Origin of the sequence: Pseudomonas sp. D1HM (assembly GCF_019266105.1) — a bacterium.
GTDB classification, from domain to species: Bacteria; Pseudomonadota; Gammaproteobacteria; order Pseudomonadales; family Pseudomonadaceae; genus Aquipseudomonas; species Aquipseudomonas taetrolens.
Window position 1 is genome coordinate 175,667 of record NZ_LRMN01000002.1, and the last position, 20,745, is coordinate 196,411.

General features: G+C 58.5%; 18 protein-coding genes. 14 read left to right on the plus strand and 4 right to left on the minus strand.

The window, feature by feature from the left end:
• Position 1 precedes the first annotated feature (1 nt).
• The 6 genes from AWM69_RS01725 to AWM69_RS01750 all read left to right on the plus strand — a co-directional run bounded on the left by AWM69_RS01725 (position 2) and on the right by AWM69_RS01750 (position 7,012).
• Entirely contained in the window at positions 2-1,366 is a 1,365-nt protein-coding gene (locus AWM69_RS01725; RefSeq protein WP_048381185.1) for an aspartate aminotransferase family protein, read from the plus strand.
• A 185-nt stretch (positions 1,367-1,551) separates the two neighbouring features.
• Positions 1,552-2,664 (plus strand): polyamine ABC transporter substrate-binding protein, encoded by a 1,113-nt coding sequence (locus tag AWM69_RS01730; RefSeq protein WP_048381187.1) that lies wholly within the window; start codon positions 1,552-1,554, stop codon positions 2,662-2,664.
• A gap of 237 nt (positions 2,665-2,901) precedes the next feature.
• Positions 2,902-3,996 carry a polyamine ABC transporter substrate-binding protein gene (locus AWM69_RS01735; RefSeq protein ID WP_218725634.1) on the plus strand — a complete coding sequence of 365 codons (1,095 nt, stop codon included), beginning with the start codon at positions 2,902-2,904 and terminating at the stop codon, positions 3,994-3,996.
• A gap of 69 nt (positions 3,997-4,065) precedes the next feature.
• Entirely contained in the window at positions 4,066-5,208 is a 1,143-nt protein-coding gene (locus tag AWM69_RS01740) for an ABC transporter ATP-binding protein (protein WP_048381191.1), read from the plus strand.
• The gene (locus tag AWM69_RS01745; protein WP_218725635.1) at positions 5,205-6,125 is read left to right on the plus strand and encodes an ABC transporter permease subunit; all 921 of its coding nucleotides are present in this window, start codon (positions 5,205-5,207) and stop codon (positions 6,123-6,125) included. The genes AWM69_RS01740 and AWM69_RS01745 overlap by 4 nt, the downstream gene beginning before the upstream one ends.
• Positions 6,122-7,012, plus strand: a complete 891-nt coding sequence (locus AWM69_RS01750) for an ABC transporter permease subunit (protein WP_131654345.1) — start codon at positions 6,122-6,124, stop codon at positions 7,010-7,012. Before AWM69_RS01745 ends, AWM69_RS01750 begins: the two co-directional genes overlap by 4 nt.
• A gap of 98 nt (positions 7,013-7,110) precedes the next feature.
• Here AWM69_RS01750 and AWM69_RS01755 read toward each other — a convergent pair whose 3' ends face one another.
• Positions 7,111-7,491 (minus strand): hypothetical protein, encoded by a 381-nt coding sequence (locus AWM69_RS01755; RefSeq protein ID WP_131654344.1) that lies wholly within the window; start codon positions 7,489-7,491, stop codon positions 7,111-7,113.
• A gap of 152 nt (positions 7,492-7,643) precedes the next feature.
• Between AWM69_RS01755 and phoB the strand changes: the two genes are divergently transcribed.
• The 7 genes from phoB to epsC all read left to right on the plus strand — a co-directional run bounded on the left by phoB (position 7,644) and on the right by epsC (position 17,211).
• A complete protein-coding gene (gene phoB, locus AWM69_RS01760; protein ID WP_048381200.1) occupies positions 7,644-8,336 on the plus strand; it encodes a phosphate regulon transcriptional regulator PhoB in 693 nt (230 codons plus the stop codon).
• 44 nt (positions 8,337-8,380) lie between these two features.
• Positions 8,381-9,703 (plus strand): phosphate regulon sensor histidine kinase PhoR, encoded by a 1,323-nt coding sequence (gene phoR, locus AWM69_RS01765; RefSeq protein ID WP_218725636.1) that lies wholly within the window; start codon positions 8,381-8,383, stop codon positions 9,701-9,703.
• A 119-nt stretch (positions 9,704-9,822) separates the two neighbouring features.
• A complete protein-coding gene (locus tag AWM69_RS01770; RefSeq protein ID WP_131654342.1) occupies positions 9,823-11,163 on the plus strand; it encodes a hemolysin family protein in 1,341 nt (446 codons plus the stop codon).
• Positions 11,164-11,514: 351 nt separating this feature from the next.
• Positions 11,515-12,822, plus strand: coding sequence for a CitMHS family transporter (locus AWM69_RS01775; RefSeq protein ID WP_131654341.1), 1,308 nt, complete (start codon positions 11,515-11,517; stop codon positions 12,820-12,822).
• Between the two features lie 246 nt (positions 12,823-13,068).
• Entirely contained in the window at positions 13,069-14,727 is a 1,659-nt protein-coding gene (locus AWM69_RS01780; protein ID WP_131654340.1) for a Na/Pi cotransporter family protein, read from the plus strand.
• A gap of 82 nt (positions 14,728-14,809) precedes the next feature.
• Entirely contained in the window at positions 14,810-16,201 is a 1,392-nt protein-coding gene (locus AWM69_RS01785) for a pitrilysin family protein (RefSeq protein WP_218725637.1), read from the plus strand.
• 83 nt (positions 16,202-16,284) lie between these two features.
• Positions 16,285-17,211 carry a serine O-acetyltransferase EpsC gene (epsC, locus tag AWM69_RS01790; RefSeq protein WP_218725638.1) on the plus strand — a complete coding sequence of 309 codons (927 nt, stop codon included), beginning with the start codon at positions 16,285-16,287 and terminating at the stop codon, positions 17,209-17,211.
• A gap of 55 nt (positions 17,212-17,266) precedes the next feature.
• On the opposite strand, the gene trpA is transcribed toward epsC, so the two are convergent.
• Together trpA and trpB are read right to left on the minus strand one after the other, a co-directional pair.
• Positions 17,267-18,076, minus strand: coding sequence for a tryptophan synthase subunit alpha (trpA, locus tag AWM69_RS01795; RefSeq protein ID WP_218725639.1), 810 nt, complete (start codon positions 18,074-18,076; stop codon positions 17,267-17,269).
• Complete coding sequence (gene trpB, locus AWM69_RS01800; RefSeq protein ID WP_218725640.1) at positions 18,073-19,296, minus strand: tryptophan synthase subunit beta; 1,224 nt, start codon at positions 19,294-19,296, stop codon at positions 18,073-18,075. Before trpB ends, trpA begins: the two co-directional genes overlap by 4 nt.
• 113 nt (positions 19,297-19,409) lie before the next feature.
• On the opposite strand from trpB, the gene AWM69_RS01805 reads away from it, so the two are divergent.
• Positions 19,410-20,309 (plus strand): LysR family transcriptional regulator, encoded by a 900-nt coding sequence (locus tag AWM69_RS01805; RefSeq protein ID WP_131654337.1) that lies wholly within the window; start codon positions 19,410-19,412, stop codon positions 20,307-20,309.
• On the opposite strand, the gene AWM69_RS01810 is transcribed toward AWM69_RS01805, so the two are convergent.
• On the minus strand, positions 20,303-20,629 hold the full coding sequence (locus AWM69_RS01810; protein ID WP_048381219.1) for a YqjD family protein: 327 nt from the start codon (positions 20,627-20,629) through the stop codon (positions 20,303-20,305). The genes AWM69_RS01805 and AWM69_RS01810 overlap by 7 nt on opposite strands.
• Positions 20,630-20,745: the final 116 nt, after the last annotated feature.

Sequence of the window (20,745 nt, forward strand, 5' to 3'; positions counted from 1 at the left end):
CATGACGAATAAGAACCCGCAAACCCTGGCCTGGCAAAACCTGAGCAACGATCACCACCTGGCGCCTTTCAGCGACTTCAAGCAATTGAAAGCCGTCGGCCCTCGCATCATCACTCACGCTAAAGGCGTGTACCTGTGGGACAGCGAAGGTCACAAAATTCTCGACGGCATGGCCGGCCTGTGGTGTGTTGCCATTGGCTACGGACGTGACGAGCTGGCGGACGCCGCCAGCAAGCAAATGCGTGAACTGCCGTACTACAACCTGTTTTTCATGACCGCCCACCCTCCCGTGCTCGAACTTTCGAAAGCCATCGCCGATATCGCGCCTGAAGGCATGAACCATGTGTTCTTCACCGGTTCCGGCTCTGAAGGCAACGACACCATGCTGCGCATGGTTCGCCATTACTGGGCGATCAAGGGCCAGCCCGACAAGAAGGTCATCATCAGCCGCAAAAACGGCTACCACGGTTCGACCGTTGCGGGCGCCAGCCTGGGCGGCATGACCTACATGCACGAACAAGGCGATTTGCCGATCCCGGGCATTACCCACATCCCGCAGCCTTATTGGTTCGGTGAAGGGGGCGACATGTCCCCGGAAGAGTTCGGCATCTGGGCGGCCAATCAGCTGGAAGAAAAAATTCTCGAACTGGGCGTGGACAATGTCGGCGCCTTTATTGCCGAGCCGATTCAGGGTGCCGGCGGCGTCATTGTGCCGCCCGAAAGCTACTGGCCGCGCATCAAGGAAATCCTGGCCAAGTACGACATTCTGTTCGTCGCCGACGAAGTGATCTGCGGCTTTGGCCGTACCGGCGAGTGGTTCGGTAGCGATTTCTACGACCTCAAGCCCGACATGATGACCATCGCCAAGGGCCTGACTTCAGGTTACATCCCCATGGGTGGCCTGATCGTGCGCGACGAAGTGGTCGCCGTGCTCAACGAAGGGGGCGATTTCAACCACGGTTTCACCTACTCCGGTCACCCGGTCGCTGCTGCCGTGGCGCTGGAAAACATCCGGATCTTGCGCGAAGAAAAAATCATCGAGAAGGCTCACGCCGATACGGCACCGTATTTGCAAAAGCGTTTGCGTGAGCTGAACGATCATCCGTTGGTTGGCGAAGTGCGTGGCGTGGGTCTGTTGGGAGCCATTGAACTGGTTCAGGACAAAGCCACCCGCAAACGTTATCAAGGCAAAGGGGCGGGCATGATATGCCGGCAGTTCTGCTTCGATAACGGCCTGATCATGCGCGCCGTGGGCGACACCATGATCATCGCGCCACCGCTGGTGATCAGCAAAGACGAGATCGATGAGCTGGTCACCAAGGCGCGTAAGTGCCTGGATCTGACCTTGAGTGCATTGCAAAGTTGACTGCTAGGCTCAGAGCGCAAGACAACTACGATTTTAAAGTAGGTACTTTCGCTCTGAACCTTAAGAAACAAGGGCCTTCCCTTGAAAGCCTGCCCACGATCTTGCCAGACTAGCCACCGGCTTTGGTTGCCCTGGGCTCAGGTCGCTGAATCGGTGGTTAAAAAAGAATAATTGGAGCATTAAAGATGAAGGCATCAGGTTTTAAAAAAGCTGGCAAGACCCTTCTCGCCCTCTCCTTGATGGGCGTAATGGCTGGGGCGGCTCAGGCAGCGGACAAAGTTCTGCATATCTACAACTGGTCCGACTACATCGCCCCCGACACCGTAAAGAAATTTGAAGACCAGACCGGTATCAAAGTGGTTTACGACGTGTTCGACAGTAACGAAACCCTTGAGGCCAAGTTGCTGGCGGGCAAATCCGGCTACGACATCGTCGTGCCGTCCAACAATTTCCTGGCCAAGCAAATCAAGGCCGGCGTTTACCAGGAGCTGGACAAGTCCAAGCTGCCTGGCTGGAAAAACCTTGACCCGGCGCTGCTCAAGGCCGTGGGCGATGCCAGCGACAAAGACAACAAACATGCATTCCCGTACATGTGGGGCACCATCGGTATCGGCTACAACCCGGAAAAGGTCAAGGCTGCTCTGGGCGTCGATACCATCGACTCCTGGGATGTGCTGTTCAAGCCCGAGAATGCGGCCAAGCTCAAAAGCTGTGGCATAAGCTTCCTCGATTCGCCGACCGAAATGATTCCGGCTGCCCTGCACTACCTGGGCTACCCGACCGACTCGACCGACAAGAAGCAACTGGCTGAAGCCGAAGCCCTGTTCCTCAAGATTCGCCCTTCGGTAGGTTACTTCCACTCCTCCAAGTACATCTCGGACCTGGCCAACGGCAACATTTGTGTCGCTGTAGGCTATTCGGGCGACCTGGAGCAGTCCAAGACCCGTGCAGCCGAAGCCGGTGGCAAGATCAAAGTGGCTTACAGCATTCCTAAAGAAGGCGCTGGCAGCTTCTATGACATGGTCGCCATCCCCAAGGATGCCGAGAACGTCGAGGCTGCTTACGCCTGGATGAACTTCCTGATGCAGCCTGAAATCATGGCTGAGATCACCAACAACGTTCGCTTCCCGAATGGCAACAAAGCCTCAACGCCGCTGGTAAGCAAGGATATCTCTGGCGATCCGGGCATCTACCCGCCAGACGCCGTAAAAGCCAAGCTCTATGCGATCAGTGATTTGCCTCCTGCAACGCTGCGCCTGCTGACTCGCAGCTGGACCAAGATCAAATCCGGTCGATAACCGGACCCGGTGAGACCTGCAGGAGCCGAGTGTGTTCGCGGTGCGGCTACCGCGAGCAAGCCCGGGCCTGCAGACCGGATCTAAATACGCTTTAAATCAGTGCTTTACAGCAACAAATCGCAGAAAACTTTGCTGTGTCGGTTTATCGAGGGTAAGTTGCGCGCCGGTTTTGTCTTTGGCGGCTTTGCTGCTGTGTGACGCGGGCAACTCAGGCCCAACTATTTAGAGGACCACCACGTGTCTATATCTTTGTTTCGCAAGACCCTGCTGGTCGGAGCGGGTTTGACGATTGCTGTCAGCGTTCAAGCGGCACCCGCCGTGCATATATATAACTGGTCGGATTACATAGCACCGACCACGCTGGCCGATTTCGAGAAGAGCACCGGCATTAAACCGGTGTATGACGTATTCGATTCCAACGAAACCCTGGAAGGCAAACTGCTGGCTGGACGCACCGGTTATGACGTGGTCGTTCCGTCTAACCACTTCCTGGGCAAACAGATCAAGGCAGGGGCATTCCAGAAGCTCGACAAGTCGCAGCTGCCCAATTATTCCAACCTTGATCCGGCCTTGCTCAAGCGCCTTGAGCAAAACGATCCGGGCAACCTGTATGCCGTGCCTTATCTGTGGGGCACCAACGGCATCGGTTACAACGTCGACAAGGTCAAGGAAGTGCTGGGTGTCGACAGCATCGATTCCTGGGACGCCGTGTTCAAGCCCGAAAACATGAAGAAGCTGCAAAGCTGTGGCGTGGCCTTCCTGGATTCGGCCGATGAGATGATGCCGACGGTGCTCAATTACCTGGGCCTGGATGCCAACAGCACCAACCCCAAGGATTATAAAAAAGCTGAAGCAACACTGATGTCGGTTCGACCTTACGTCACCTACTTCCACTCTTCCAAATACATCTCCGATCTGGCGAACGGCAACATCTGTGTCGCCATTGGTTTCTCCGGGGATGTGTTCCAGGCCAAGGCGCGAGCCGACGAGGCCAAAAAGGGCGTGAACATTGCCTACATCGTGCCCAAAGAGGGCGGCGCCCTGTGGTTTGACATGCTGGCCATCCCCAAGGATTCCAGCAACGTCAAGGAAGCCCACACATTCATCAACTACCTGCTCAAGCCTGAAGTGATCGCTCAGGTCAGCGACTATGTCGGCTATGCCAATCCCAATCCAGCGGCCGACAAGGTGATGGATGAGTCCATTCGCAGCGATGAAGCGGTTTATCCAACCCAGGCAGTACTGGACAAGACTTACGTTTCAACCGAGCTACCACCCAAAATCCAGCGCCTCATGACGCGCACATGGACCAAGGTCAAGACGGGTAAATAGCTCGCAAGACCACCTATCCAAGGCCTGATCATCTAGGTCAGGCTGCTAAATTTGTTGGGAGTTTCGTAAATGGCTGTTGCCTCCGGCGCCTATAAGAAAGCCCTCGAGGGCGACCACACACCTAAGCAGGTGTTGGTCAAAATCGACCGGGTCACGAAAAAGTTCGACGAGACGATTGCGGTGGACGATGTGTCCCTGGAAATCAACAAAGGCGAAATTTTCGCCCTTCTCGGCGGATCAGGATCAGGCAAATCCACCTTGCTGCGTATGCTCGCCGGTTTCGAGCGCCCAACAGAAGGCCGTATTTTCCTCGATGGTGTCGATATCACCGACATGCCGCCCTATGAGCGGCCCATCAACATGATGTTCCAGTCCTACGCTCTGTTCCCGCACATGACGGTGGCGCAGAACATCGCCTTCGGCCTCAAGCAGGACAACATGTCCAGCGCCGAGATCGACGCCCGCGTAGGAGAGATGCTCAAGCTGGTACACATGAGCCAGTACGCCAAGCGCAAACCTCATCAGCTGTCCGGTGGCCAGCGCCAGCGTGTGGCCCTGGCCCGTTCGCTGGCCAAGCGTCCCAAGCTGCTGTTGCTGGATGAGCCGATGGGGGCACTGGATAAAAAACTGCGCTCACAGATGCAACTCGAGCTGGTTGAGATCATCGAGCGCGTCGGCGTGACCTGCGTCATGGTGACCCACGACCAGGAAGAGGCCATGACCATGGCCCAGCGCATCGCCATCATGCACCTGGGCTGGATTGCCCAGATCGGCAGCCCGATCGACATCTATGAAACCCCGGTCAGCCGGCTGGTGTGCGAGTTCATCGGCAACGTGAACCTGTTCGACGGTGAAGTGGTGGACGATGCCGAGGGTTATGCCCGCATCAACTGCCCTGAGCTGGAGAACGACATTTACGTGGGCCACGGCGTCAGCACCTCGGTGGAAGACAAGCACATCACCTACGCGATTCGTCCGGAGAAGATGCTGGTCACCACTGAAAAACCGTCGTGCGAATACAACTGGTCGCGTGGCAAGGTGCATGACATCGCCTACCTGGGCGGTCATTCGGTGTTCTACGTTGAGCTGCCCGGCGGCAAGCTGGTGCAATCGTTTGTCGCCAACGCCGAACGCCGTGGCGCTCGCCCGACCTGGGACGACGAAGTCTACGTGTGGTGGGAAGACGACAGCGGCGTGGTACTGCGCTCATGAACATGCGAAAGCTCAAACGCCGATTGCAACGAATAACCCCCGGTGGCCGTCATGTGGTCATCGGGATTCCATTCCTGTGGCTGTTCCTGTTCTTCATGCTGCCGTTCTTCATTGTGCTGAAGATCAGCTTTGCCGAAGCCGACGTCGCCATTCCGCCGTACACCGAGATCTACAGCTACGTTGACCAGAAAATCCAGCTGCTGCTGAACCTGGGCAACTACGCCATGCTGGGCGACGACGAGTTGTACATCGCCGCCTATCTGGGCTCGCTGAAGATGGCTTTTTTCAGCACGCTGTTGTGCCTGGTGATCGGCTATCCGATGGCCTACGCCATCGCCAATGCGCGCAAAGAGATGCAGACCGTGCTGGTGCTGCTGATCATGATGCCGACCTGGACAGCGATCCTGATCCGCGTTTATGCGTGGATGGGCATCCTGAGCAACAACGGCCTGCTCAACGGCTTCTTGATGTCGATGGGCTGGATCAACGAACCGTTGCAGATCCTCAACACCAACATCGCGGTGTACATCGGTATCGTCTACTCGTACCTGCCGTTCATGATCCTGCCGCTGTATGCCAACCTGGTCAAACACGACAACAGCCTGCTGGAAGCAGCGTCTGACCTGGGTTCCAGCACTTTCAACAGTTTCTGGAAAATCACCGTCCCCTTGTCCAAGAACGGCATTATCGCCGGCTGCATGCTGGTGTTCATCCCGGTCGTGGGCGAGTTCGTGATTCCGGAACTGCTGGGCGGCCCTGAAACCCTCATGATTGGTAAAGTCTTGTGGCAAGAGTTCTTCAACAACCGTGACTGGCCGGTGGCGTCTGCACTTGCCGTGGTCATGCTGGCGATCCTCATCGTGCCTATCATTCTGTTCAACCGCAGCCAGGCTAAAGAACTGGAGGGCAAGATATGAATCGCTTCCGTTTTTCTAGCTTTATGTTGGTCGCCGGACTGACCTTCATCTACCTGCCGATGCTGATTCTGGTCATCTACTCGTTCAACGCCTCCAAACTGGTGACGGTGTGGGGCGGCTGGTCGCTGAAGTGGTACGTGGGCCTGCTGGACAACACCCAACTGATGGGTTCGGTGATGCGCTCGCTGGAAATCGCGTTTTACACCGCGATTGCAGCCGTGGCGTTGGGCACACTGGCCGCGTTCGTCCTGACCCGCATCAGTCACTTCAAAGGCCGCACGCTGTTTGGCGGCCTGGTGACGGCACCGCTGGTCATGCCGGAGGTGATCACCGGTCTGTCGCTGCTGCTGCTGTTCGTGGCCATGGCGCAGATGATTGGCTGGCCGCAAGAACGCGGGATCGTCACCATCTGGATCGCCCACACCACGTTCTGCGCCGCGTATGTGGCGGTGGTGGTGTCGTCCCGACTGCGCGAACTGGACCTGTCGATCGAAGAGGCGGCAATGGACCTGGGTGCAAAACCCTGGAAAGTATTCTTTTTGATCACTATCCCGATGATTGCGCCTTCACTGGCGGCGGGCGCCATGATGTCCTTTGCCCTGTCGCTGGATGACCTGGTACTGGCCAGCTTCGTCTCCGGCCCGGGATCCACGACGTTGCCGATGGAAGTATTCTCGGCCGTGCGTCTAGGGGTAAAACCCGAGATCAACGCCGTGGCCAGCCTGATTCTGCTGGCGGTGTCACTGGTGACCTTCCTGGTGTGGTTCTTCAGCCGTCGAGCTGAAGAACACCGCAAAAAGGCCATTCAGCAAGCCATCGATGAATCAACTGCCGAGTCCTGGAAACAACCTGACATCCGCCGTCCAAAATCGCCCGGCGCGGTTTAAGACAGCGTCATAAAAAACCTCGCCTTCCTGCATCAGGAGGCGAGGTTTTTTTATGGGCAACCAAAAAATAGCCGTTGCCGAGCACGGGAGGCGGGGTGTTAAGGCTTGGCTACTTTCCAGGCACCGTCCATCTTGCCGTCGCCTGTTACATCACCTGCTTTCTTGTCCATGACAAAGGTGTACAACGGCTTGCCGTCATAGGCCCATTGCATCTGATCATCGTCGCGGCTGATTACCGTCCATTTGCCCATGCTTTCATCCGTGCTGTCGGCCTTCAGGGGCGGCCAGTTGGTGGCGCACTTGTCGTTGCACATCGACTTGCCGCCTGCATCCTTGGCGAAGGTGTACAGCGTCATTCCATTGTGATCCACCAGCATGCCGTCCTTGGTCATGGCCGGATCCGCTGCAAGCGCCATCCCGGGCAAGGCCATGACCGTCGCGAGCAGGAGGGTCTTCAAAGAAAAAGTGCTGGAAATCATCGGAATCGTCCTCTTTGTGGTTGTACGATTTGAACCCAAAGCGTAGTCCATTAACCTAGCGCACGCGTTTACCCCCCAGGACTGTCACACGACTGCAATAATTCCGTTATCTAATGCGCCACAAGACAGTTAAATGACACTAGGAGTACGGCATGGCAGGCAGGAGCATTCTGATCGTAGATGACGAGGCACCGATCCGCGAAATGATCGCGGTGGCCTTGGAAATGGCAGGCTATGACTGCCTCGAAGCCGACAATGCTCAGGACGCTCACGCCATCATCGTTGACCGTAAACCTGATCTGGTCCTGCTGGACTGGATGCTGCCCGGCGGCACTTCGGGTATCGAGCTGGCCCGCCGCCTCAAGCGTGAAGAGCTGACCAACGACATCCCGATCATCATGCTGACGGCCAAGGGTGAAGAGGACAACAAGATCCAGGGCCTGGAAGTCGGCGCTGATGACTACATCACCAAACCGTTTTCCCCGCGTGAACTGGTGGCCCGCCTCAAAGCGGTGCTGCGCCGGGCCGGCCCGGCTGACGCCGAGGCCCCGATCGAAATTGGCGGCTTGCTGCTTGATCCCATCAGCCATCGTGTGACCATCGACGGCACGCCTGCCGAAATGGGCCCCACCGAATATCGCCTGCTACAGTTTTTCATGACCCACCAGGAGCGCGCCTACACCCGCGGCCAATTGCTTGATCAAGTCTGGGGGGGCAACGTCTACGTCGAGGAACGCACCGTGGACGTGCATATCCGTCGGCTACGCAAGGCGCTCGGCGAGGCTTACGAAAATCTGGTACAAACCGTGCGCGGCACCGGTTATCGGTTCTCGACCAAGAACTGATACCCCCTCTTTCTGATCCAACGGCATGCAAGGACCCGCGCGACGTGAATCAAAACTGGCATGGCACTCTTGTTCGTCATTTGCTGCTGCTGGTCACCGGTTGCCTGCTGGTCGGGTTGATCAGTGGCTACTATGGCTGGAGCCTGGCACTTGGCCTGGCGGTCTATCTGGGCTGGACGCTCAAACAGTTGTTGCGTCTGCACGACTGGTTGCGTCATCACCAACCGGACGAAGCGCCACCCGACGGTTATGGCATGTGGGGCGAAGTGTTCGACAGCATTTACCATCTGCAACGCCGCGATCAACGGGTGCGTGGACGCCTGCAAGCGGTGATCGACCGGGTGCAAGAATCCACCGCGGCGCTCAAGGACGCGGTGGTGATGCTCGACAGCGAAGGCAATCTGGAGTGGTGGAACCGCGCTGCCGAAACCTTGCTCGGGCTCAAGACTCCTCAGGATGGCGGCCAGCCGGTCAGCAACCTGGTTCGTCACCCGCGCTTCAAGGAGTACTTCGAGCAGGGCAACTACGCCGAACCGCTGGATATCCCCTCACCGGTCAATGATCACTTGCGTATCCAGCTCTATATCACCCGTTATGGCAACAACGAGCACCTGATGCTGGTGCGCGACGTCACCCGTCTTCATCAGCTTGAGCAAATGCGCAAAGACTTTATCGCCAACGTCTCCCATGAGCTGCGCACACCGTTGACTGTTATCTGTGGTTATCTGGAAACCCTGCTCGACAACGTTGACGACATCAACCCGCGCTGGAAGCGGCCGTTATCGCAAATGCAGCAACAGGGCGAGCGCATGCAAACCTTGCTCAACGACCTGCTGTTGCTGGCCAAACTTGAAGCCACCGACTATCCCTCGGATAACCAGCCGGTAGCGATAGATGCGCTGCTGCGCACCATCAAGAACGACGCACAAGCATTGTCCGGCGAGCGTAACCAGACCATTACGCTGGATATCGAAGCCGGAATCGCCCTCAAAGGCAGTGAAGCCGAGTTGCGCAGCGCCTTTTCAAATCTGGTGTTCAACGCCGTCAAATACACCCCGGACGGTGGCAGCATCCGTATTCGCTGGTGGACAGACGCCCTGGGGGCACACCTGGGGGTTCAGGATTCGGGCGTCGGGATTGATAACAAACACCTGCCGCGCCTGACCGAGCGTTTCTACCGCGTCGATTCCAGCCGTAATGCCAGCACTGGCGGGACCGGACTGGGGCTAGCCATCGTCAAGCATGTGCTGTTACGCCATCGGGCGACCCTTGAGATCAGCAGCGTGCCGGGGCATGGCAGCACATTCACCTGCCATTTCGCTGCGACGCAGATTGCAAAACCCAGCCTCCAGACTATCGTCGACTAGTCCATGTGGCCTTTGACCACTAGGCAAAGGCCACCTCAGCCGCTACATTGCTCGGCCGAGGCCAAGCTTTCAGGCCCTAACCTCCCCACTTGAAACAACGGAACCATTAAAACTCCATCATGGACCCTTCCCCTGGCTTTACCCTCGCCACACTCTTCGCCGACTTCGGCATGATTCTTTTTGCACTGATCCTGGTTTTGCTCAACGGCTTTTTCGTTGCGGCGGAATTTGCCATGGTCAAACTGCGCTCGACCCGGGTCGAAGCCATTGCAGAGCTGAACGGCTGGCGCGGCCAGATCCTGCGCACCGTTCACAACCAGCTCGACGCGTACCTTTCCGCATGCCAGCTGGGTATCACCCTGGCGTCGCTGGGCCTGGGCTGGGTCGGCGAGCCGGCGTTTGCCCACTTGCTGGAGCCGCTGCTGGGCGCCCTGGGCGTCGACTCCCCCGAAGTGGTCAAAGGTGTGTCGTTCTTTGCCGCGTTCTTCATCATTTCGTATCTGCACATCGTGGTCGGTGAACTGGCACCCAAGTCGTGGGCCATTCGCAAACCCGAGGCCCTGTCGTTGTGGACAGCCGTGCCGCTTTACCTGTTTTACTGGGCCATGTACCCGGCGATTTACCTGCTTAACGCCAGCGCCAACGCCATTTTGCGCATTGCGGGCCAAGGTGAACCCGGTGCGCATCACGATCACGCCTACAGCCGTGAAGAACTCAAACTGATCCTGCACTCCAGCCGCGGTCAGGACCCGAGCGATCAGGGCATGCGTGTACTGGCCTCCGCCGTGGAAATGGGCGAACTGGAAGTGGTCGACTGGGCCAACTCCCGCGAAGACCTCGTCACTCTCGACTCCAAGGCTCCGCTCAAAGAGATCCTGGCGCTGTTCCGCCGTCACAAGTTCAGCCGTTACCCGGTCTACGATGCAGAAACCAACACATTCGTTGGTCTGCTGCACATCAAGGACCTGCTGCTGGAGCTGGCAGATCTGGACCACTTGCCCGAGACGTTCAATCTCGATGAGCTGACCCGCCCGCTGGAGCGCGTATCGCGGCACATGCCGCTGTCGCAGTTGCTCGAACAGTTCCGCAAGGGCGGTGCTCACTTTGCGTTGGTCGAAGAAGCAGACGGCAAGGTCGTCGGCTACCTGACCATGGAGGACGTGCTCGAAGTGCTGGTGGGCGATATTCAGGACGAACACCGCAAGACCGAACGCGGCATCCTGTCCTATCAGCCAGGCAAACTGCTGGTGCGGGGCGACACGCCGCTGTTCAAGATCGAGCGATTGCTGGGGGTTGACCTGGACCATATCGAAGCCGAAACGGTCGCCGGCCTGATCTACGACACCCTCAAGCGGGTGCCGGAAGAAGAAGAGCAACTGGAAGTCGAAGGCTTGCGCATCATCATCAAAAAGATGAAAGGCCCGAAAATCGTGCTGGCCAAAGTCCTGAAGCTGGACTGACAGCGCGCCCGACAGAAACACCGCCTCGTTTTACTCGACCGCTGAATCCATCCGTGGCAGCGGCCGAGTGGCGCCAAGCCGTCGTAAGACCCACAGAGCAGTTTTTTCGCCATCGAAAGCTGGTTGAAAGAATTCATCTTTAGCATCCCGTCACCACCGGCAAAAGACCGGTCGGCCTGGCCAGTGTCCTGACACAGGGTCAACGCCCAACTAACAACAAAAATGGTGATGCTGATGTTTGTCGATACCCGCCCGTATTCCCTCCCCGCGCCTCTCCCTTTCGAGCTTCCCGTCCTGCGCTGACCTCTACGGTTTGCCCTTGCCTGCCCTCGTTGCGCCTGGAGTGTTCCTATGCTGACTTTCCTTGGCTTTGCCATGGTCATTACGTTCATGTACCTGATCATGACCAAGCGCCTGTCCGCGCTGATCGCCTTGATCCTGATCCCTATCCTGTTCGCGGTATTTGGTGGTTTTGCACCGAAGATCGGCCCGATGATGCTCGAAGGCATCAGCAAACTCGCTCCGACCGGCGTGATGTTGATGTTCGCCATCCTCTACTTCGCACTGATGATCGACTCCGGCCTGTTTGACCCGGCGGTGCGCAAGATCCTCAAGCTGGTCAAAGGTGATCCGCTCAAAGTCTCGGTCGGGACCGCAGTGCTCGCCCTGGTGGTGTCACTCGACGGCGACGGCGCAACCACGTACATGATTTGCGTGGCCGCGATGCTGCCGCTCTACAGCCGCATCGGCATGAGCCCGCGGATCATGGCCGGCCTGATCATTCTGGCCGGTGGCGTAATGAACATGACCCCGTGGGGTGGCCCGACTGCGCGCGCTGCCAGTGCGCTGCATGTAGACCCTTCCGATATCTTTGTGCCCATGATTCCCGCCATGCTGGCCGGGGTAGTCGCCATTCTGGCCATTGCCTGGTTCTACGGTAAACGTGAACGCGCACGCCTGGGTGAACTGCACCTGCACGGTGACGAAATCGATCACAGCGAAATCAGCGTGTCGCAGTTCCCTGATGCCCGTCGCCCCAAACTGATCTGGTTCAACGGCCTGCTGACCCTGGCGCTGATGGTGACACTGATCGCGGGGCTGCTGCCCCTGCCCGTGCTGTTCATGGTCGCGTTCAGTATCGCAATGGTCGTCAACTACCCTTGCCTGCAACAACAGAAAGACCGCGTCGCGGCTCATGCCGGCAGCGTATTGGCGGTGGTCGGGCTGATTTTCGCAGCGGGTATCTTTACCGGCATCCTGTCGGGCACCGGCATGGTCGATGCCATGTCGAAAAGCCTGCTGGGCGTCATCCCGCCGGCGCTCGGACCTTACCTGGCGGTGATTACTGCGCTGGTGAGCATGCCCTTCACCTTCTTCATGTCCAACGATGCGTTCTACTACGGCGTATTGCCGGTCCTGGCAGAAGCCGCCAGCCACTATGGCATTACCGCAGTAGAAATGGCCCGTGCCTCGATTGTTGGCCAGCCGGTGCATTTGCTCAGCCCGCTCGTACCTTCAACCTATTTGCTTGTGGCCCTGGCCGGTATCGAGTTTGGCGATCACCAGCGCTTCACCCTCAAATGGGCGGTTCTGGTCTGTGTGTGCATCTTGGTAGCGGCCTTGTTGCTGGGCACGTTCCCGCTGTTCAGCACGCTGTAACCCCTGCTGTGCAGGCGCGAGCGTGCTCGCGGTCCAGTCAACGCGGTTTATCTGAGATACCGCAGGGATTTGATCGCGAGCACGCTCGCTTCTGCAGGTTGGAGAACACGGCAAATATTTCAGAAATGTTTCAACCTGTGCGATGCTGGCGCTCTGCTCGAATGCCGTCTACAGCTTAAGAAAGGCCCGTAGAAAAGGCTTGCAGCTATCTGATACCTCAGCGCATCCATCGCACAGGGAGCCAGCATGCTGACCCTGCTCAACCTGCTTTCCGCCGTAGCCCTGTTGATCTGGGGTACGCACATTGTCCGAACCGGCATCTTGCGGGTGTACGGTTCAAACCTGCGCCATGTGATTGGACAAAACGTGTCCCGGCGCATGTTTGCATTTGTCGCCGGCATCGTGGTCACGGCCATGGTTCAGAGCAGTAACGCCACCGCCATGCTGGTCACTTCGTTTGTGGGCCAGGGCCTGATGACGCTCACGCCCGCGCTGGCCACCATGCTCGGCGCCGATGTCGGGACCGCTTTGATGGCCCGGGTACTGACCTTCGACCTGTCGTGGCTGTCACCGCTGCTGATTTTTCTCGGGGTGATCTTCTTTCTGTCACGCAAGCAGACCCGCGCCGGGCAACTTGGCCGGGTCGGCATCGGTCTGGGCCTGATCATTCTGGCGCTGCAATTGATTGTCGAAGCCGCCGCGCCCATCACTCATGCCCAAGGCGTGAAGGTGATATTCGCCTCATTGACCGGTGACCTCCTGCTCGATGCCCTGATCGGTGCCGTGTTCGCGATGGTGTCGTATTCAAGCCTGGCGGCGGTACTCCTGACCGCCACGCTGGCCGGTGCCGGAATGATCAGTTTGCCGGTGGCCGTGGGGCTGGTGATTGGCGCCAACATTGGCAGCGGCGTGCTGGCGTTCCTCAGCACCAGCATGCAAAACGCCGCCGGACGCCAAGTGGCGCTGGGCAGCCTGCTGTACAAATTGATCGGCCTGCTGCTGGTCATTCCCGTTCTCGACCCGCTCGTGGCCTGGATGGACAGCCTGAATTACAGCGCACAGGAGCTGGTGATCGGCTTTCATCTGCTCTACAACACCCTGCGCTGCTTTGTGCTTTTGCCCACGGTGGGCATTATGGCGCGGCTCTGCGCCTGGTTACTGCCCGAACGCGAACACCTCAACGGGGCAATCAAACCGCGCCACCTGGACCCGACGGCACTGCAAACACCTGGCCTGGCACTGGCCAATGCGGTGCGCGAAACCCTGCGCATCGGCGACCTGATCGACAACATGCTGGTCAACATGCGCGACGTGTTGCACGGTAAACAAACTGCGATGACCCAAGAGATGCGCACCCTCAGCGATGACGTTGAAGTGCTGTACAGCTCGGTCAAGCTGTACCTGGCACAAATGCCCCGCGAAGACTTGAGCGAGCAGGACAGTCGGCGCTGGGCGGAAATCATTGAGCTGGCGATTAACCTCAAGCTCGCCAGCGATCTGATCGAGCGCATGCTGCGCAAAGTGCAGCAGCAAAAAACCGCGATGCGGCGCTCATTTTCCGAAGATGGCCTTGAGGAGCTGTCCGGTTTGCACAGCCAACTGATCGATAACCTGCGCCTGGGCCTGACCGTATTTCTCAGTGCCGACCCGCAGAGCGCCCGTCAGTTGCTGCGGGAAAAACGCCGTTTTCGCGCCCAGGAACGGCGCCTGGCTCACGCTCACGTCAGCCGCCTGCAACGTAAAGTACTACAAAGCATCGAAACCAGCTCACTGCACCTGGAGCTGATTGCCGACATGAAGCGCCTTAACTCGCTCTTTTGCAGCAGCGCCTACGTCGTACTGGAAACCTCGGAAATCGGCGCCCTGCAACTCGATGACGCCGTCGATACCCATCATTCACCTTGAACGTTGCTCAGCGGGCTGTTGTCAGTCTCTCAGTACCGACTAACCTGCACAGGTTGACCCAATACGGACTCAGGGATTTTTTATGCGTTGCCTGCTATTCCTCTGCCTGCTGCTGGGTGCCACCCAGAGCTTCGCACTCGATCGATCCAACGTGGAGGGCTACCAGCTCCCCAATGGCCTGCAACTGATCCTAAAGCCCGGTAACGATCGTGGACATGTGGCCATTCGCCTGGTGGTCGGCGTCGGGCTGGATGATTTCAGCTGTGCCAATCAACAGCTGCCTCACCTGCTGGAGCACCTGCTGTTCAGTGGTATCGATGACACGGGCGAAGGGGGCCTTGAAGAGCGCATGCAAGCCCTGGGCGGTGAATGGAATGCCTTCACCAGCCATGCCGACACAACGTTCGTGATTGAAGCGCCGGCTAAAAATCAGCGCAAAATCCTCGATCTTCTGCTGAGCCTGCTCACCCAGACCCAGCTGACCGAACAACGCATCGATGACGCCAAAGAGGTGGTCGAACGTGAAGACGGTGGCCACTATTCGCATTTGCAACGCTGGCTCGACCGTCAGGACCTGGGACATAGCGCCAGCAATCAACTGGCCGTTGAGCTGGGCCTTAAATGCGCGGAACGGGCAGAAGTGCATGACCTGACGCGCCAGCAACTCGAAACCGTACGGCAAAACTGGTACGCCCCGAACAACATGACACTGATTGTCGTGGGGGATCTGGACCGCCTGCTGCCGGCCTACCTGGAACGCACCTATGGCGCGCTCGACCCGGTAGAGCCCAGTGAGCACAAGCCTTTGGCTGCCATCGAATCCAGGGCCGATGCCGAGCGCGTGCTGGTACGTGGCACCGTGGGCGACACGGCCAAGCTGCACTGGCTATTACCGGAACCGGTGCTGGACAAGCAAGGCGACCAAACCTGGAACCTGCTCAGGGATTATCTGGAATGGGCCTTGTACAGCGAGCTGAGGCTCAAACATGGGCTGTCTTACGGGCCATGGGCGGAGCGCGAAGTGTTCGGCGGTGTCGGCTTTTTAAGCCTGAATGCTGATCTCGCCCGCGATGATGTGCCCAAAGCGCAGGAGGTCATGGCGAACCTCAAAGCTCAATTGCTCAAGGATGGACTCGACCCCCAGCGCTTCGCCCGCCTCAAGCAGGCGGCCATTGCCCGACAGGCCTGGGCAGTGCAAGGCAACAGTGCGCTGGCTGATTATTACTGGGCTTCACTGGGTGAATATGACGACGGGCGTTTTGCCGATCCGGCCAGACAACTGCAGAGCATCAGCCTCAAGCAGGCCAACGTGGCCATGCGCGAGTTATTTGCTGAACCCGGGTATGTGCGTATCGAAAAACCCCTGTTCAGTTACAACAGCTTGAGCCTGATCATCCTGGGCCTGCTGGGGCTGCTGATTATCCTGGCGGTCGGCTGGAGACGCTGGCGTCAGCGTCGACACTCGAATAAATGATTCAATCCGAAACGCTTTGATACCGTAAAATCATTGCCCATTCGCGGCTGATCAAATCAGCCGCCAGCGTGCGGAGAATTATCGTGATTGATCGTTCCAATCCTTGGCAACTGCAAAGCATCGTCAGCCAGCTGCGGACAGCGCGCAATCAGTGGCGCACACAAAACGGGCGTGTCAGTGGCGAACTCGGCGGGCGAGAGCTGCCCTCAAGAGCGGCCATGGCCGATATTCTTGAAGCCCTGTGCGGCGCCTTGTTTCCGATGCGTTTGGGGCCGGTTGATCTGCGCGAAGAGAGTGAAGACTTTTACGTCGGACACACTCTGGACGTTGCCCTCAATGCCTTGCTGGCTCAAGCCAAGCTGGAATTGCGCTATGCCGCTCGGCAATCCGGCCAGCCCGATGACAGCGTCTCGGCCACCGCAACCTTGTTGATCCAGGATTTTGCCCTGGCGTTGCCGGGCCTGCGCAGCATTCTGGATACCGACGTGCTGGCCGCGTACCACGGCGACCCGGCGGCCCGCAGTGTGGATGAAGTGCTGTTGTGCTATCCGGGGATTCTGGCGGTGATTCACCATCGACTCGCCCATCATCTGTACCGAGCCGGATTGCCCTTGCTCGCGCGGATCAGCGCAGAAATCGCCCACTCGGCCACCGGTATCGACATTCACCCCGGCGCGCAGATCGGCCGAAGCTTCTTTATTGACCACGGGACAGGCGTGGTCATCGGAGAAACCGCGATCATCGGCGAACGTGTGCGGATTTATCAGGCTGTGACCTTGGGTGCCAAGCGCTTCCCGGCAGATGAATCGGGGCAGTTGCAGAAGGGGCATCCGCGTCATCCGATTGTGGAAGACGATGTGGTGATCTATGCCGGGGCCACGATTCTGGGGCGAATCACGATTGGCCAGGGATCGACCATTGGCGGCAATGTGTGGCTGACCCGCAGCGTGCCCGCCGGTTGCAACCTGACCCAGGCCAATTTGCTGCACGACGACGGGACACAAAAATAGAAACCCGGTAACACGGGCAGGAGCGAGCCGTCGCGCGGCTGCTCCTGCAGTGTCCTTAGTGCCGTGCCTTGCGCACGCCCTCTGCCAGCGCCGCACACAGGCTCAACACGCCATCGACCGCATGCTCAGGCGTTGCGGCATTTTCGATCTTGTCGATCAGTGCCGAACCCACCACCACGCCATCCGCCAGGCGGGCAATCGCGGCTGCCTGCTCAGGAGTACGAATGCCGAAGCCCACGCTGATCGGCAAATCGGTGTGCCGACGCAGGCGTTCAATGGCCGTGCTCACTTGCTCAGTTGTGGCTGAACCTGCACCGGTTACACCCGCCACCGACACGTAGTACACAAAGCCCGAGCTGCCCGTCAGCACTTTTGGCAGGCGCACATCGTCGGTGGTAGGAGTCGTCAGGCGAATGAAGTCCAGGCCTGCCGCCTGCGCCGGATCACACAGCTCGCTGTTGTGCTCCGGTGGCATGTCGACCACGATCAGGCCATCGACACCTGCCGCCTTGGCCTCGGCAATAAAGGCCGGCACGCCGTAATGGTGGATCGGGTTGAAGTAGCCCATCAGCACCAGCGGCGTATCGTTGTTGCCTTCACGGAATTCGCGAACCATTTGCAGGGTTTTTGCCAGGTTCTGCTTCGCACCCAATGCACGGATATTGGCCAGCTGAATCGCCGGGCCATCCGCCATCGGATCGGTGAAGGGCATCCCCAGCTCGATCACATCAGCTCCCGCAGCAGGCAAGCCCTTGAGGATGGCCAACGACGTGTCGTAAGTCGGATCACCAGCCGTGACGAACGTCACCAGGGCGGCACGGTTTTGTTCCTTGAGTTCGGCAAAACGTGTTTGCAGGCGGCTCATGAGTGTTTCTCCTGCTGGGACTGTTCCATATGGTGCATCACGGTTTGCATGTCTTTGTCGCCTCGACCGGACAGGTTGACCACCATCAGGTGATCCGACGGCAGGGTCGGGGCGCGCTTGAACACTTCGGCCAGGGCGTGGGCGCTTTCCAGTGCCGGAATGATGCCTTCAAGGCGGCAGCATTTATGGAATGCCTCCAGGGCTTCGGCATCGGTTACCGAGGTGTATTCAACGCGGCCAATGTCGTGCAACCACGCATGTTCCGGCCCGATACCCGGGTAGTCGAGCCCGGCGGAAATCGAATGGGCGTCGATGATCTGACCATCGTCATCCTGCAACAGAAAGGTACGGTTACCGTGCAACACGCCTGGCTCGCCACCGTTGAGACTGGCGGCGTGCTTGCCGGTTTCAATGCCATAGCCTGCAGCTTCAACACCGATGATTTCGACGCTGGTGTCGTCCAGAAACGGGTGAAACAGGCCCATCGCGTTCGAGCCGCCACCGATGCAGGCCACCAGGCTGTCCGGCAGGCGGCCTTCCTGGGCTTGCATCTGATCGCGGGTTTCCTTGCCGATCACGGCCTGGAAGTCGCGCACCATTGCGGGATACGGGTGCGGACCTGCCACTGTGCCAATCAGGTAGAAAGTGCTGTCGACATTGGTCACCCAGTCGCGCAGGGCTTCGTTCATCGCATCCTTGAGGGTCCCGGTGCCGGCCACGACCGGAATCACCTCGGCTCCCAACAGCTTCATGCGAAACACGTTGGCCTGCTGACGCTCGATATCGGTAGTGCCCATGTAGATCACGCACTGCAGGCCAAAGCGGGCTGCCACGGTGGCGGTGGCCACGCCGTGCATGCCGGCGCCGGTCTCGGCGATGATGCGTTTTTTGCCCATGCGTCGCGCCAGCAGGATCTGGCCGATGCAGTTGTTGATCTTGTGCGCGCCGGTGTGGTTCAGCTCTTCGCGCTTGAGGTAAATCTTGGCGCCGCCACAAAACTCGGTCAGGCGTTCGGCGAAGTACAGCGGGCTCGGGCGTCCCACGTAGTCGCGCTGGAAGTACGCCAACTCTTTGATGAATTCCGGATCGGTCTTGGCCAGCTCATACTCGCGGTCCAGATCAAGGATCAGCGGCATCAGGGTTTCGGCTACGTAGCGGCCGCCAAATGAGCCAAACAGGCCATTGGCATCAGGGCCGGTACGCAAAGTGGATTGAGTCATGTGACGCTCCAGCTGGAAAGGTAAGAAGGTCGATGGGCCTGACTTTACCCGCGACAGCGCAGGATGAAAACCGATAAGATCGCTGCAACCTGTCAGGAAAACTCACAGATACCATGAGCCGCGACCTTCCCCCCCTGAATGCCTTGCGCGCCTTCGAGGCCACTGCCCGCCTGAACAGCGTGAGCCTCGCCGCCGAGCAGTTGAACGTCACTCACGGCGCCGTCAGCCGGCAACTCAAAGTGCTCGAAGAGCACCTTGGGATCAGCCTGTTTATCAAGGAGGGCCGTGGGCTGAAGCTCACCGAGGCCGGTATGCGCTTGCGCGACGCCAGCAGCGAAGCCTTTGACCGCCTGCGTAACGTGTGCACTGAACTCACGCAAAGCCATATCGACGCGCCCTTTGTACTCGGCTGTTCGGGCAGTTTGCTGGCACGCTGGTTTATCCCCCGGCTAGGACGCCTGAATGCCGACCTGCCGGATTTGCGCTTGCACTTGTCAGCCGGTGAAGGCGATCTGGACCCTCGCCGCCCGGGGCTGGATGCCTTGCTGGTCTTTGCCGAGCCCCCATGGCCGGCTGACATGCAGGTGTATGAGCTGGCCAGCGAACGTATCGGGCCGGTGCTCAGCCCACGCTCGGCCCGCTATGCGCAACTGGCCGGAGCGCCCGCCAGTGCCCTGTTGGGTGAATCGCTCTTGCACACCACCTCACGCCCTCAGGCGTGGCCAAGCTGGGCACGGCAACAGGCACTCGAGCCGAAAGACTTGAAGTACGGGCAAGGGTTTGAACATTTGTATTATTTGCTGGAAGCCGCCGTGGCTGGTCTGGGGGTCGCGATTGCCCCTGAACCGCTGGTAGCCGAGGACGTTCGGGCAGGACGCCTGGCTGCACCGTGGGGCTTCAAGGAAACCTCGGCGCAGCTAGCGTTATGGTTGCCCAAGCGCGCCGCAGATGGGCGCGCCCGGCAACTGGCGCAATGGCTCAAGGCTGAGCTTGCGCGCGACGCCGATCAGTGACCGCGCTTGCACAGCAGAAAAGCGGCCAGCAGACCCAACGCACCAATCGCAACACCCGCGGTGGCATACGGATGTTCTTGGGCGTATTCGCGAGTGGCAATCCCGGTTTCGCGCGTTTTGGCCTTCACTTCTTCATAAGCATCGCTGAGCAGGTGGCGCGAATGCTTAAGCGCGTTCTCGGCATTGCCTTTCAACGCTTTGAGCGTTTTTTTGGACTCGTCTGAAGCGTCGTCCTTAAGGCTTTCCAGGGACTTAAGCAGGCTCTCGATCTCAGCTTCCATGCTTTGCAATGAGGCTTTACGTAAAGAATTGCTAGCCATTAGGGCTCTCCTGCATTGGTGAGTGAGGTATGTGTTAAGTCCGACTCCAGCGTTTTCAGAAAGTGCAGTAAACCTGAACTTTTCCTTTCAATCAGCCCACGAAGTATTGAGCGAAA

What these genes read in the sequence shown, in the direction of transcription:
- AWM69_RS01725 (WP_048381185.1), top strand. Translation starts at nt 2, where the DNA reads ATGACGAATAAGAACCCGCAAACCCTGGCCTGGCAAAACCTGAGCAAC.
- AWM69_RS01730 (WP_048381187.1), top strand. Translation starts at nt 1,552, where the DNA reads ATGAAGGCATCAGGTTTTAAAAAAGCTGGCAAGACCCTTCTCGCCCTC.
- AWM69_RS01740 (WP_048381191.1), top strand. Translation starts at nt 4,066, where the DNA reads ATGGCTGTTGCCTCCGGCGCCTATAAGAAAGCCCTCGAGGGCGACCAC.
- AWM69_RS01745 (WP_218725635.1), top strand. Translation starts at nt 5,205, where the DNA reads ATGAACATGCGAAAGCTCAAACGCCGATTGCAACGAATAACCCCCGGT.
- AWM69_RS01750 (WP_131654345.1), top strand. Translation starts at nt 6,122, where the DNA reads ATGAATCGCTTCCGTTTTTCTAGCTTTATGTTGGTCGCCGGACTGACC.
- AWM69_RS01755 (WP_131654344.1), bottom strand. Translation starts at nt 7,491, where the DNA reads ATGATTTCCAGCACTTTTTCTTTGAAGACCCTCCTGCTCGCGACGGTC.
- phoB (WP_048381200.1), top strand. Translation starts at nt 7,644, where the DNA reads ATGGCAGGCAGGAGCATTCTGATCGTAGATGACGAGGCACCGATCCGC.
- AWM69_RS01770 (WP_131654342.1), top strand. Translation starts at nt 9,823, where the DNA reads ATGGACCCTTCCCCTGGCTTTACCCTCGCCACACTCTTCGCCGACTTC.
- AWM69_RS01775 (WP_131654341.1), top strand. Translation starts at nt 11,515, where the DNA reads ATGCTGACTTTCCTTGGCTTTGCCATGGTCATTACGTTCATGTACCTG.
- AWM69_RS01780 (WP_131654340.1), top strand. Translation starts at nt 13,069, where the DNA reads ATGCTGACCCTGCTCAACCTGCTTTCCGCCGTAGCCCTGTTGATCTGG.
- AWM69_RS01785 (WP_218725637.1), top strand. Translation starts at nt 14,810, where the DNA reads ATGCGTTGCCTGCTATTCCTCTGCCTGCTGCTGGGTGCCACCCAGAGC.
- trpA (WP_218725639.1), bottom strand. Translation starts at nt 18,076, where the DNA reads ATGAGCCGCCTGCAAACACGTTTTGCCGAACTCAAGGAACAAAACCGT.
- trpB (WP_218725640.1), bottom strand. Translation starts at nt 19,296, where the DNA reads ATGACTCAATCCACTTTGCGTACCGGCCCTGATGCCAATGGCCTGTTT.
- AWM69_RS01805 (WP_131654337.1), top strand. Translation starts at nt 19,410, where the DNA reads ATGAGCCGCGACCTTCCCCCCCTGAATGCCTTGCGCGCCTTCGAGGCC.
- AWM69_RS01810 (WP_048381219.1), bottom strand. Translation starts at nt 20,629, where the DNA reads ATGGCTAGCAATTCTTTACGTAAAGCCTCATTGCAAAGCATGGAAGCT.